Raw genomic sequence first — 12,094 nt, 5'->3', positions numbered from 1 at the left:
GGGATCGGGTCGAGTGTGCCCGGCCCGATCCGTATCCGTGAGGAGGAGTCATGGCACTGGCGAGCGCGGAGTACCCGTTCCTCGATCTGATGTGGACGATGCTGGTGTTCTTCTGCTGGGTGGCCTGGTTCTGGCTGCTGTTCGTCGCCCTCGGCGACCTGTACCGCCGCTCGGACGTGTCCGGCTGGGGCAAGGCGGGCTGGACCGTGCTGGTGATCGTGCTGCCCCTGCTGGGGGTCCTGCTCTACCTGGCCACCCAGGGCCGGCACCTGGCCGAGCGGCAGCAAGCGCGTGAAGTGGCTTCGCGGCGGCATTTCGAGGAGTACGTGCGGTCGGTGTCCACAGCGGACACGAGTGGCGCGGCGCAGATCGCCGAAGCCCGGCGGCTGCTGGAAGAAGGGATCATCGACGACCGGGAGTACCACGCGCTCAAGCAGAAGGCCCTCGCCCGGTGATCGCGCGGCGGTGGCGGTTCGTCCACTTCGCGGTGCTGCGGCCCCTGCTCACGGTCACGGCGCTGCTCTGCCTCTACTACCTGCTCCCGGTCGACCAGGCCCTGCGGCCGTGGACGGTGGCCGTCTTCGCCGGCGGGCTCGCCGTCGTGGTCCTGCTCGTCGTCGGCGAGGTGCGGCTGATCCTGCGGTCGCCGTTCCCCGCCTGGCAGGGGATCCAGGCGCTCGCCCTGATCCTCCCGCTGTTCCTGCTGCTGTTCGCGGACGTCTACTACGTGCTGGCCCACGACCGCGCCGACGCGTTCAGCGCGGGCCTGACCCGGACCGACGCGCTCTACTTCACGGTCACCGTCTTCGCCACGGTCGGCTTCGGCGACATCACCCCGGTGTCGGCCGCCGCCCGGGTGCTGGTGACGGCGCAGATGGTCGCGGACCTGGTGGTGCTGAGCGTCGTGCTGCGCGTGATCGTGACGGCGGTGCGATCGTCCACATCGGACGCTTCAGTCCGGCGGCGGGAGCCGCAGCGCCGCCGCCAGGCCGGCCAGGGCCGCGACGACCAGGGTCGTGAGGGCCAGCGCGAAGGACCGCCCGCCGAGGTGCGGCGTCCCGGCGAGGACGGAGCCGGCCAGGGCGGTCCCCACCGACGAGCCGAGGTTGGACACGCTGCGCGACACCCCCGAGATGTCGCCCTGGTCGGCGTCCGGGAAGCGGGACTGCACCAGGTTCACCGACGCCGTCAGCATGATCCCGACCCCGGCGCCGAGCAGGAACAGCCCGGGCACCGCGCTCGCCACCCCCGAGTCCGCCCGCACCAGCAGCAGCACGAGCACCAGCCCGGCGACGGAGAGGACGAAGCCACCGCGGACCAGGCCGCGCTGGGAGCGCCGCCGCGCCATCCGCCCGGCGGCCGCCGAGGCGCCGAGGATCCCGATCGTCGCGGGGGTCAGCATCAGGCCCGTCTCGATCGCGTCGTAGCCGCGGACCTGTTGCAGGAACACGGCGATCACGAAGAACGAGCCCTGGAGCACGAGCCACTGCACGTGCTGGGTTGCCAGCCCCAGCCGGGTGACGCGGTCGCGGAAGAGCCCCGACGGCACCAGCGGCGCCAGCCCCGCCCGCTCCCGCGCCCGGACGTGCGCGAAGAACCACACCAGGATCACTCCCCCGAGCGCGGCGAACACCCACACCGGCGAGAGCCCGCCGGCCGGGAGCAGCACCACCCCGCCGACGGCGAAGTCCGCGCGGGAGACGAACCAGCCGTAGGTGCCCGCCTGCAGGACGCCGGCCACGACGAAGAACAGGCCGGCCGCGGAGAGGACCGCGCCGGCGACGTCGAACCGCGCCTCCCGCGGCGGCGCGGGCGGCTCGGTGGCCCGGGCCGTGAGCAGGATGATCAGGACGACCAGAAGCACCTGCAGGAGAAAGGAAGCCCGCCACCCGAGCCACGTCGTGACCAGGCCGCCGACGAGCGGGCCGGCCGCGGCGCCGAGCGCGCCCGCGCCGCTGACGAGGCCGAAGGCGCGGGCACGGGTCGCGACGTCGGGACAGGTGACGGTGACCAGGATGTAGATCGGCGGGATCATCAGCGCCGACCCGATCCCCTCCAGCAGCGAATACCCGGTGAGCAGCAGCCCGGGCCCGGGCGCGACGGAGGCCAGCAGCGCCCCGGCGCCGTAGACGGCCAGGCCCGCGAGGAAGCACCGCTTGCGGCCCAGGACGTCGGTCAGCTTGCTGCCGGGCACCATCAGCGAGGCCATGGTGAGGGTGAACAGGGTGATCGCGGTCTGCACGCCGATCACGGTCGTGCCGAGGTCCGCGGCGATCACGCTGACGGCCACGGTCATGGTGGTCGCGGCGTAGCTCGCGACGAACTGGGCGAGGGCCAGGGGCAGCACGGTCATCGGCGGGCCTTCCGGTCGGGTCCGCACACGGTGGCGCGCCCGGGGCCGGGCCACCTCACCCCACGCGGATGAGGCAGCCCCCGGCCGGGCCCGAGACGGTGCTCTCGACCGCTTACGGCGTCCCGAGGAGGAAAGATGACCGAGACCGCGATCGCCGAGCACGGGCTCATCGGCGACCTGCAGACCGCCGCGCTGGTGACCACCGACGGGTCGATCGACTGGTTCTGCAGCCCGCGCTTCGACTCGCCGTCGGTCTTCGGCGCCCTGCTCGACGACGAGCGCGGCGGCCGGTTCCGCATCCGCCCGGCCGGCGCCTGCGCGGGGTCGCAGATGTACTACCCGGACACCGCGGTGCTGATCACCCGGTTCTCCGGGCCGGACGGCATCGGCGAGGTGGTCGACTTCATGCCGCCGTGCGACGGCGTCGCGACCACCGGGCACCGGATCGCCCGGCTGGTGCGCTGCGTCCGCGGCCGGATGACGTTCGACGTGCTCGTCGCGCCCCGCTTCGACTACGGCCGCCGTACGCACCAGGCGATGCTCGCCAAGAACGGGGCGGTGTTCGTCGCGCGCGAGTCGTCGCTCGTGCTGCACCCGGTGCGCGAGCGCGACGACGAGCACTTCGCCGAGGCGCGCGTCGAAGGCGGCGACGTCCACCTGCGGCTCACGCTGACCACGGGCCAGGTCCGCGGCGTCGTGCTCGAGACGGACGCGGCCGAGCCCCCGCACGAGATCCGGCCCGGCGAGTTCACCGACCTGCTGCAGTCCACTGTGGACTGGTGGCGGTCGTGGCTGGCGGGGTCCACCTACCGCGGCCGCTGGCGGGAGATGGTGACCCGCTCCGCGATCACGCTCAAGCTGCTCACCTACGCGCCGACCGGCGGCCTGGTCGCGGCGCCGACGCTCGGGCTGCCCGAACAACTCGGCGGCGAGCGCAACTGGGACTACCGCTACACCTGGGTCCGGGACGCGTCGTTCTCGGTCTCGGCGTTGCTGGGCCTGGGGTTCGTCGAAGAGGCGGCCCGATTCGGGGAGTGGCTGGGCGAGCGGATCCGCGAAGGCCGCGGCGGCGCGTCGGGCCCGCTCGCCGTCCTCTACCGCGTCGACGGGACGACCGACCTGCGCGAGGAGAGCCTGGCGCACTGGGCCGGGCACCGCGGGTCGAGCCCGGTCCGGATCGGCAACGACGCGGCCGGGCAGCTGCAGCTCGACATCTACGGCGAGGCGCTGGACAGCGTCTTCACCGCCGACCGCGCGGGGTTCGGGCTCCCCCACCGCGGCTGGACGGCCGTCCGCGCGGCGCTCGACTGGCTCGGCGAGCACTGGGACCAGCCCGAGGAGGGCATCTGGGAAACCCGGGCGGGCCGCCAGTGCTTCACCTACGGCCGGCTGATGAGCTGGGTGGCGTTCGACCGCGGCATCCGGATGGCGGCCACCCACGGCCGCCCGGCGCCGGTCGAGGACTGGACGTGGCAGCGCGACAGCATCTACGACCAGATCCTGAACCGGGGCTGGCACCGCGCGCGGCAGGCGTTCGTCCAGCACTACACGGGCGACGAGCTGGACGCGTCCCTCCTGCGCATGCCCCGCACGGGTTTCCTCCCGTCCCGCGACCCGCTGTGGCTCTCGACGCTCGACGCGATCCGCGCCGGCCTGGTGACCGACAGCCTGGTCCAGCGCTACGACCCGGCGGCGTCCCCGGACGGCCTGGCCGGCACCGAAGGCACGTTTTCGTTGTGCAGCTTCGCTTACGTCGACGCGCTGGCCCGCGCGGGCCGCCTGGAGGAGGCCCGCACGGCGTTCGAGAAGATGCTGACGTACGCCAACCACGTCGGCCTGTACGCCGAGGAGATCGCCCCGACGGGCGAGCAGCTCGGCAACTTCCCGCAGGCCTTCACCCACCTGGCGTTGATCGACGCGGCGGTGACCCTGGACGCCGCGCTCGGCTGAGGCCCGGCTTCAGTGGGTCTCGGTGCTGTAGCCGCCGTCGAGGGTGAAGGTGGCGCCCGTGATGTTGCCGGCCACCCGGTCGCTCGCCAGGAACGCCGCCAGGTTCGCGATCTCCGCCGGCTGGGTGAAACGGCCGGTGACCGCGTGCGCCGCGGCCTCGCCGGCGACGGCTTCGGGGTTCGCGCCCGTGGCGCCGGCGACCGTCTCCGCGACGCCGCCGGCGCCCAGCCACAGGTCCGTCGCCACCGGGCCCGGGTTGATCGCGTTCGCGCGGATGCCGTGGGAGCCGAACTCCTTCGACACCGACTTCGTGAAGTTGACCAGCGCGGCCTTCGCGGCGCTGTAGTCGATGACCGCCGGGTCGGGCAGGTACGCGTTGATCGAAGCGATCGTGACGATGCTCCCCCGGCCGGCCGTCACCATCGCCGGCAGCACCGCGCGCGTGGCGCGGACCGCGCTGAGCAGGTTGAGGGTGACCGACCGCGTCCACTCGTCGTCGGTCACCAGCAGGAACCCGTTCGGCCGGGGCGTCACCGCGCCGACGTTGTTGACCAGCACGTCGACGCGGCCGAACTCGTTCAGCGCCAGCTCCGCGAGCCGGCCCGGGCCGTCGGCGGTGCCGAGGTCCACGGCCAGCGCGTGCGCTTTCCCGGCCCGGACCAGGGCGTCCAGGCCCTTCCCGGGGTCGCGGGCGCCGGCCACGACGTGGGCACCCTCGGCGACGAGCGCTTCGGTGACGGCCAGGCCGATGCCCCGGCTGGCGCCGGTGACGACGGCGACCGTGTCCCGCAGTCCCAGGTCCACCGGCCTAGAGCCCGTGCTCGCGCAGCCAGCCGAGCACGGCGTCGGCGACGTCCCGCCAGCCGCTGTCGATGGTCAGCGAGTGGCCGCGCCCTTCGAACTGCTTCAGCTCGGTGACGGCGGCCGAGTCGCGGTACTGCTTGAGCGTGGAGCGGGTGACCACGTCCGGGACCGTGTGGTCCGCGGTGCCCGAGATCAGCAGCAGCGGGCCGCGGTCCGCGCGGTGGGTGTCGACCTTCGCCTGGGAGTGCAGCACGAAGTTCGCCGCGGCGGCCTGGAACAGCGGCCGCGCCGGCGACGGGATCGTCCAGCGCTCGTACAGCGCGGCCGACTCCTCGTCGGTCAGCGCGTTGCCGAAGCCGAACCGGAACTCCTTCTCGGTGAGCGACACCGCCCGGTGCAGGTTCGCCGGGTTCCCCAGCGCCGGCAGGCCCGCGCGCAGCTGCGCCAGCGGGAGCGGCAGGACGCCCTTGATCTGGGCGGGATCGATGGCGACGCCGGCCGCGCCGATGCCCTGGCCGAGCAGCTTTTCGGTGATCAGGCCGCCGAAGGAGTGGCCGATGATCACCGGCGGCCGCGGGAGGCCGGCGATGATCGACGCGAAGTGCTCGGTGGCGTCGTCGATCCCGATGTCCGCGACGGCCTCGGGGTGCTCCCGCGCCTGTTCGACGGTTTCGGGCTCGTGCGGCCAGCCGGGCGCGACGGGCTCGTACCCGGCCGCCCGGAAGTGCTCGGCCCACGGGGTCCACGAGGTGGCGTGCAGCCACAGACCGTGGACGAACACGACCGGGGTGCGCACGTCTGTCATCGGTTCCTCCGCCTCGCTCGGGGTTCTCAGCTAAGCCAACACGATGCGCGGCAAGGAAGTCCAGGGCCTGTCGCGTGCGAATCGATAGCCGGGGTGGCATCGTTGGCGTCCGTTCCTTCGTCGCGCGCGGAAGGCCCGCATGGACCTCGATCTCAGGCTGGTGCGGTACTTCGTCACGGTCGCCGACGAGCTGCACTTCGGGCGGGCCGCCGCGAAGCTCTTCATCAGCCAGCCGGCGCTGTCCAAGCAGATCCGCCGGCTCGAAGCCGACGTCGGGGCGCCGCTGCTGGTGCGCGACAGCCGCCACGTGACCCTCACCCCGCGCGGCGAACGGTTCCTGGCCCTCGCGCGGCAGCTGCTGGCCACCGCCGACCAGATGCTGCGCGAACCCGCGCCGAACCGCCTGCGGGTGGCCCACATCTTCGAGCTGGACACCAGCCGCGTCGTCACCGACGCGTTCCTCGCCGCGCACCCCGGCGTCCCGGTGGTGCAGAGCCAGATGGACAGCGCCCGCCAGCTCGCCGCGCTGCTGGAGGACCACCTCGACGTCGCGATCCTGCGCGTCACCACGGCGTTGCGGGCCGAACACCCGGCCGGCTGGCACCACGAGCTGCTGCGGCTGGAGCCGTTCTGGCTCGTCGGCCGCCCCGGCGACCCGCGCCGGCCGACCGCGTCGGTCCACGAACGGCCCCTCGAGGTCTTCGCGGACGCGCCCGGCACGGCCCTGTACAACGTGCACGGCCACTACCTGAGTTCGCTGGAGCAGCACACCGGCCTCGCCCTGCGCTGGCTGGGCAACCCCGGCACGTTCGACCACTGCCACGCGGCCCTGACCCGCGCGCCCGAGAGCGCGTACCTGCTCGAGTTCGACAGCTACGCACGCCGCTTCGCCGACCACGGCCTCCCGGTCCACCGGCCACGCGAGCTGCAGCCGGTCTACCCGTGGTCACTGGCCTGGCGCGAGGGCGAGCAGCCGGAGACGGTCCGCGAGTTCCTGCGGACCGCCCGCGAAACCGCGGGCCGGCACCGGTGGCTGCACCCCGCCCGCGCGGACGCGGCACCGCTGTGGGCCCCGCCCGGAGACCTCGCGGTCGAGCCCGGCTGAGCCACCGCAAGGATCTTCAAGACCCCGGCGCCGCGTCCGGGCAGGCTGTGCGGATGACGTTCATCAGCCGGGAAACCGTGATCGAAGCCGCTGCCGGGGACGTGTGGGAGGTGATCGGCGACTTCGCCGCGGGACCCTCCCGGATGGCGCCCGGGTTCGTGGTGGGCACGCGGGCCGAAGGCGATTGCCGGGTGGTCACCTTCGCCGACGGCACCGTCGTGCGGGAACGGCGGATCGGCGTCGACCACGACCTCCGCCGGATCGCCTACTCGGTCGTCGGCGGGAGTGTGCGGCCGGAGCACGACCACGCCGTCATGCAGGTCTTCGCCGACGGGGTACGGCGGTGCCGGCTGGTGTGGAGCCGCGACGTGCTGCCTGAAGCGCTCGCCGGTTCGATGGCCGAGGCGATGGCGCGCGGGCTGGGCGTCGTCAAGCGGCCCCTCGATCGTCCCCGGGGCTGACGGTCAGGCGCGGCCGATGAGCCGGTACCCCGACGCCGAGAACTCGGCCGTCAGCGCGTAGCGGTCGCCGCGGACCAAGGTGTGGCGCCACTCCACCGGGCGGCCGCGCGCGTGGCTGAGGCGGTTGATCGCGAACGCCGCGACGTCGTGCGCGCAGGCGAGCTGGCTGCGCTCGGCCGCCGTCGGGATCACCGCGTGGACCTCTTCCCGGCCGTGGTCCAGCCGGACGCCGGTGCGCGCGGCCAGCTCGGCGTACAGACCGGTGTGCGTGAAGTCGGCTTGCAGCACCGGTTTCGCCACTTCCGCCGGGAGCCAGACGCGGTCGAGGGCCAGGGGCTCGTCGCCGGCCAGGCGCAGGCGTTCGAGGTAGACCAGCGGCGTCGACGCCTCCAGCTCGAGCCGCTCGGCGACCAGCGCGTCGGCCCGGACGTCGAACGCGCGGACGACGCTGCGCTGGGTCAGGCCGGCCGCCTCCACCGACGCGAACAGGCTGTACAGGGCGCCCATCGGCTGGGCGATTTCGGCCGGGGGCGCGACGCGGGGCTGGCGGCCGCGCTCGGCGACGATCACGCCGTCCGCGCGCAGCTGCCGCAGCGCCTGGCGCACTGTGCTCCGGCTCACGCCGTACTCCTCGACCAGCGCGAGCTCGCCCGGGAACTGGTCGGCGAACTCGCCGGCGTCGAGCCTGGTCAGCAGCTCGTGCTGCAGCTGGCGCCAGAGCGGCTCGGAGCCGGACCGGCTGAGCGTCCGCGGTGGCATGGCGTCCCTCCCGGGTGTCGGCCCGACCCTACCCATGGCCAAATGTCCGGACATCCTCTAAGTTGAATGTACGTACATTTCTTCGCGGAGGCTGCTTCGGTGACCACGACCCAGAACGCGCCCGTCGACCGGCCGTCGCCCGCGCCGCGCCCCCGCGGCGTGGTGCCGGGCCTGCTGGTCGCCGTCGGCGTCGCCGCGGTCGCGACCGCGCTGGGCGAGCTGGCCCCGGTCGTCGGCGGGCCGGTCCTCGCGGCGCTGCTCGGCGCGCTGGCCGCGGCCGTCGTGCCGGGGCTGCGCGCCGAGCGCTGGGCGCCCGGCTACGCCGTGGCCGCGAAGCCCGTGCTGCAGGCCTCGATCGTGGTGCTCGGCACCGGCCTGTCGCTGCGGCAGGTGCTGGCCGTCGGCGGCGGCTCGCTGCCGGTCATGCTCGGCACGCTCGCCGTCGCGCTCGGCGGCGCGTGGCTGCTCGGCCGGTGGCTCGGCGTCCGCGGCGACACGCAGACGCTCATCGGCGTCGGCACCGGGATCTGCGGCGCGTCCGCGATCGCCGCCACCACCGCGGTCATCCGGCCGAAGCAGGCCGAAGTCGCCTACGCCATCGGCACGATCTTCACCTTCAACATCGCCGCCGTGCTGCTGTTCCCGCCGCTCGGGCACCTGCTCGGGATGAGCCCGCACGCCTTCGGCCTGTGGGCGGGCACCGCGATCAACGACACCTCGTCGGTCGTCGCCGCCTCCTTCGCCTACGGCGGCGACGCCGGCTCCTACGGCCTGGTCGTCAAGCTCACCCGCACGCTCACCCTGATCCCGGTCGTCGTCGTGCTCGGCTTCCTGAAGGCCCGCCGCGAGACCGGCGCCGGGTTCAGCGTCGCGGCGATGCCGTGGCGCCGGGTCGTCCCGCTCTTCCTCCTCGGCTTCCTCGCCGCCGCGACGCTCAACAGCCTCGGCTTCTTCCCGGCCTCGTGGCACCCCGTCCTCTCGGCGCTGGGCACCTTCCTGATCACGACGGCCCTGGCCGGCATCGGGCTTTCCCTGCGCCTGGCCGACATGCGCCGCGCCGGCGCCCGCCCGCTGCTGCTCGGCGGCCTGCTGTGGATCGCCGTCACCGCGACGAGCCTCGGCCTGCAGGCCCTCACCGGGACGCTCTGATCACCGGCGCGGGCTCGCGCCCTTCGTCTCCGGCGGTGGTGCTCGGCAGCGTCGTGGCGAGTGTCCGGTCGGATGCCCGGGGCGACGTTCGTCGCGCGGCTCAGCCGCCGAGGTGGTCGCGGTAGGCGGCGGCGAGGACCCGCAACTTGAGCCCGAGGTGCAGCACGAGCCGGTCGTCGCCGGAGTCGAGGCTGCACCCGGTGATCTGCTCGATCCGCTTGAGCCGCTGGTAAAGCGTGGCGCGGTGGACACTCAGGGCGTCGGCCGTGCGCTGGATGTTCCCGCCGTGATCGAAGAAGCTCGTGAGCGTGCCGATCAGGACGTGGTGGGTGTCCTCCTGCTCGACCGCCGCGAGCGCCGGCACCGGGGAGGCGGTGAGCAGGTCCTCCGGCGGCAGCTTCAGCAGGAGTTCGTACGGCCCCAGCTCACCCCAACGGGCCAGCGACCCGATGCCGGGCAGCAGCAGGGCCGCGCGGGCGGCCAGCAGCGCCTCCCGGTAGGACGCCACGACGTCGCCGAGGGCGGTCACGGTGCCACCGAGCCCGAACACCGGCCGCGCGCTCTCGTCCCCGAGGCGCCGGAAGCGGGCGGTGATCCGCTCGGCGACGGCGTCGACCAGGGCCCGGGTCGGCGGGATCCGTTGCACGAGCAGGATCCAGGCGCGCGACCGGTTCGCCGCCATCAGGGCGACGTCGTCGGCGACCGCGCGGACGCCGTCCTCGACCGCCGCCTCGAACGCGACCTCCTGCGGTGCGGCGGCCGCCCGGCACTGCACGGCCAGCACGGTGAAGTGCGTGCTCTCGTCCCCGAAGAGCTGCTCGGCGCGCAGGTCTTCGATCGCCTGCGCGCGCACCGCCGCGTCGCCGGAGACGAGCTCCCGCAGGATGCCTTCCTGCCGGGCCTTCGACCGCTCGTGCAGCAGCAGCCGGCGCAGCAGCATCGCGCCGGCGGTGGCGGCCGCCTCGCCCGCGGCGGCCGTCTCGGCTTCGGTGAACGCGCCGTCCTTGTCGATCAGCCACAGGTAGCCGAGCAGCATGCCGTTGCAGCGCACCGGCGCGCACAGCCGCGACCACGCGCCCTCGACGCCGACCACGCCGGGCGTCACCCAGCGGCTGATGCCCTGGGCGAGGATGTGGTCGACGATCTCCGGCTCCACGGCCCGGTTGAGGACCGAGCTGACGCGCAACGCGTCCTCGTCGCCGAAGTGGCGGCTCGCCGCGAGCAGCCGGATGGCCGGGTCGTCGATCGCGACCGACCGCTGCAGGCGCTCGGCGAGTTCGTCCACGATGGACTGGAGGTCGCGGTCGGCCACGGCACCCCTTCCGCTCGGCGGCTGCCGTCCACCGTAGCCCGCGTCCGGGGGCACCGCTCAGCCCATCACCGTGCCGGAGCTGCCGGTGTTGCGCTCGCGTTTGCGGGAGAACGCGCCGAGGTCGATCTCCAGCCCGGTGTGGACGCCCTTGTACCGCACCGGGTCGGCGTCGTGGTCCACGCCCGCTTCGACCTGCTCGATCAGCGTCGTCATGAGCCTGCCGACGACCGGGGCGTTCTTGAACTGGTTGCCGCTGGTGCCCATCGCGACGTAGAAGCCCGGCAGCTCGGTGCGGTCGTAGATCGGCGTCCAGTCGTCGGCCGCGTCGTACACGCCGACCACCCCGCGCGCCCGGTTCGGCACCCGCAGCCCGGGCAGGCGCCGCGCGGCGCGGGTGACCTGGGCTTCGAACACGGCCATGGTCGGGTGCTCGCCGGCGTCGTCGGGGTCGTCGAGCCAGTGCAGCGGGTCGCAGGGCGGCTCGGTGCCCCCGACGAGCAGGCCGCCGCCGACCTCGCCGCGGAAGTAGGTGCCCAGGTCCATGTCGGCCACGGCCGGGCCGACCCCGCCCGCCGGGTGGTAGCCCTCGGGCGCGAGCACGTGGGCGACCTCCTGGCGCAGCGGCCGCACGCCGATCGTGAAGTCCGCCCCGACCCCGGCCAGCGCGTTGAGCCTGCCCGACCACGGCCCCGCCGCGTTGACCACGACCGGCGCGAAGATCCTCGTGCCGTCGGCCAGCACGACACCGGTCACCCGGCCGCCCGAAACGTCCACACCGGACACCGTGCTGCGGAACCGGAACCACGCGCCTTCCTCGGCCGCCGCGTCCGCGAGGTTCCGCGCCGCGAGCTGCGGGTCGGTGACGTACCCCGCGTCGGGGGTGTGGACCCCGCCGAGGGTGCCCGCGGCGTCCGCCCAGAACGCGTCGTCGTCGATGCGCCGGGGCGGCCAGAACCGGCCGGGATCGATGCCGGGCACCCGCTCGGCGAGCGTGGCGCTGTCCCACTCCTCGTACGGCACGCCGACTTCGTCGAACAGCGGCAGCCAGCCGGCCCGCGGCGCGGCCTCGACGTCGAGCATGACCAGGCCGCTGCGTTCGAACCGGGCCAGGTCCCCGACGTCGTGGCCGAGGTGGTCGGCCCACGCCGACCAGCAGAAGTGCGCCTCCCAGGCGGCGGCCACCCCCGGCAGTGTCGAGAAGTTGTACCGCACCACGGCACTCGACGCGCTCGTCGAGCCCTGCCCGGCGCCGCTAGCGCGATCCACGACCACCACCCGGCGGGCCGTCCTGGCCAGTTCGAGCGCGATCGCCGATCCGATCACGCCCGCGCCGACCACCACGGCGTCCGCGCTGACTTCCGAGCTCATCGCCTTCGTCCTCCCTGTGCTCCCGGCA

At 73.9% G+C, this 12,094-nt stretch carries 11 protein-coding genes and 1 pseudogene; 6 read left to right on the top strand and 6 right to left on the bottom strand.

Going from position 1 to position 12,094, the window contains the following annotated elements; all coding sequences use genetic code 11:
* Positions 1 to 50: 50 nt before the first annotated feature.
* Together ACYVLJ_RS43685 and ACYVLJ_RS43680 are read left to right on the top strand one after the other, a co-directional pair.
* Positions 51 to 455, top strand: coding sequence for a PLDc N-terminal domain-containing protein (locus tag ACYVLJ_RS43685; protein WP_460443117.1), 405 nt, complete (start codon positions 51 to 53; stop codon positions 453 to 455).
* Positions 452 to 871: pseudogene (locus ACYVLJ_RS43680) on the top strand (ion channel); the annotation flags it as partial. The gene ACYVLJ_RS43685 and the pseudogene ACYVLJ_RS43680, both read left to right, overlap by 4 nt.
* 81 nt (positions 872 to 952) lie before the next feature.
* Here ACYVLJ_RS43680 and ACYVLJ_RS43675 read toward each other — a convergent pair.
* Positions 953 to 2,353: an MFS transporter gene (locus tag ACYVLJ_RS43675; protein ID WP_460443116.1), complete on the bottom strand. Its 1,401-nt coding sequence runs from the start codon at positions 2,351 to 2,353 to the stop codon at positions 953 to 955.
* Between the two features lie 135 nt (positions 2,354 to 2,488).
* Between ACYVLJ_RS43675 and ACYVLJ_RS43670 the strand changes: the two genes are divergently transcribed.
* Positions 2,489 to 4,303, top strand: a complete 1,815-nt coding sequence (locus ACYVLJ_RS43670; RefSeq protein ID WP_460443115.1) for a glycoside hydrolase family 15 protein — start codon at positions 2,489 to 2,491, stop codon at positions 4,301 to 4,303.
* A 9-nt stretch (positions 4,304 to 4,312) separates the two neighbouring features.
* Here the strand turns inward: ACYVLJ_RS43670 and ACYVLJ_RS43665 are convergent, their stop codons facing one another.
* Together ACYVLJ_RS43665 and ACYVLJ_RS43660 are read right to left on the bottom strand one after the other, a co-directional pair.
* Positions 4,313 to 5,107 carry an SDR family NAD(P)-dependent oxidoreductase gene (locus ACYVLJ_RS43665; RefSeq protein ID WP_451975895.1) on the bottom strand — a complete coding sequence of 265 codons (795 nt, stop codon included), beginning with the start codon at positions 5,105 to 5,107 and terminating at the stop codon, positions 4,313 to 4,315.
* Positions 5,108 to 5,111: 4 nt separating this feature from the next.
* Positions 5,112 to 5,912 carry an alpha/beta hydrolase gene (locus ACYVLJ_RS43660; protein ID WP_451975892.1) on the bottom strand — a complete coding sequence of 267 codons (801 nt, stop codon included), beginning with the start codon at positions 5,910 to 5,912 and terminating at the stop codon, positions 5,112 to 5,114.
* 139 nt (positions 5,913 to 6,051) lie between these two features.
* Here ACYVLJ_RS43660 and ACYVLJ_RS43655 point away from each other — a divergent pair, with 139 nt between their 5' ends.
* Both ACYVLJ_RS43655 and ACYVLJ_RS43650 read left to right on the top strand, forming a co-directional pair.
* Positions 6,052 to 7,017: a LysR family transcriptional regulator gene (locus tag ACYVLJ_RS43655; protein ID WP_460443114.1), complete on the top strand. Its 966-nt coding sequence runs from the start codon at positions 6,052 to 6,054 to the stop codon at positions 7,015 to 7,017.
* Positions 7,018 to 7,070: 53 nt separating this feature from the next.
* On the top strand, positions 7,071 to 7,478 hold the full coding sequence (locus ACYVLJ_RS43650) for an SRPBCC family protein (RefSeq protein WP_460443113.1): 408 nt from the start codon (positions 7,071 to 7,073) through the stop codon (positions 7,476 to 7,478).
* A 3-nt stretch (positions 7,479 to 7,481) separates the two neighbouring features.
* Here ACYVLJ_RS43650 and ACYVLJ_RS43645 read toward each other — a convergent pair whose 3' ends face one another.
* Positions 7,482 to 8,237 (bottom strand): GntR family transcriptional regulator, encoded by a 756-nt coding sequence (locus ACYVLJ_RS43645; protein WP_451975880.1) that lies wholly within the window; start codon positions 8,235 to 8,237, stop codon positions 7,482 to 7,484.
* 99 nt (positions 8,238 to 8,336) lie between these two features.
* On the opposite strand from ACYVLJ_RS43645, the gene ACYVLJ_RS43640 reads away from it, so the two are divergent.
* On the top strand, positions 8,337 to 9,386 hold the full coding sequence (locus ACYVLJ_RS43640) for a YeiH family protein (protein WP_460443112.1): 1,050 nt from the start codon (positions 8,337 to 8,339) through the stop codon (positions 9,384 to 9,386).
* Between the two features lie 100 nt (positions 9,387 to 9,486).
* Here ACYVLJ_RS43640 and ACYVLJ_RS43635 read toward each other — a convergent pair whose 3' ends face one another.
* Both ACYVLJ_RS43635 and ACYVLJ_RS43630 read right to left on the bottom strand, forming a co-directional pair.
* A complete protein-coding gene (locus tag ACYVLJ_RS43635; protein ID WP_460443111.1) occupies positions 9,487 to 10,698 on the bottom strand; it encodes a PucR family transcriptional regulator in 1,212 nt (403 codons plus the stop codon).
* Between the two features lie 57 nt (positions 10,699 to 10,755).
* A complete protein-coding gene (locus ACYVLJ_RS43630; RefSeq protein WP_460443110.1) occupies positions 10,756 to 12,066 on the bottom strand; it encodes an NAD(P)/FAD-dependent oxidoreductase in 1,311 nt (436 codons plus the stop codon).
* Between the last annotated feature and the right edge of the window lie 28 nt (positions 12,067 to 12,094).

Source organism: Amycolatopsis stemonae (assembly GCF_054781455.1).
This window is presented reverse-complemented; position numbering and strand designations above follow the sequence as displayed.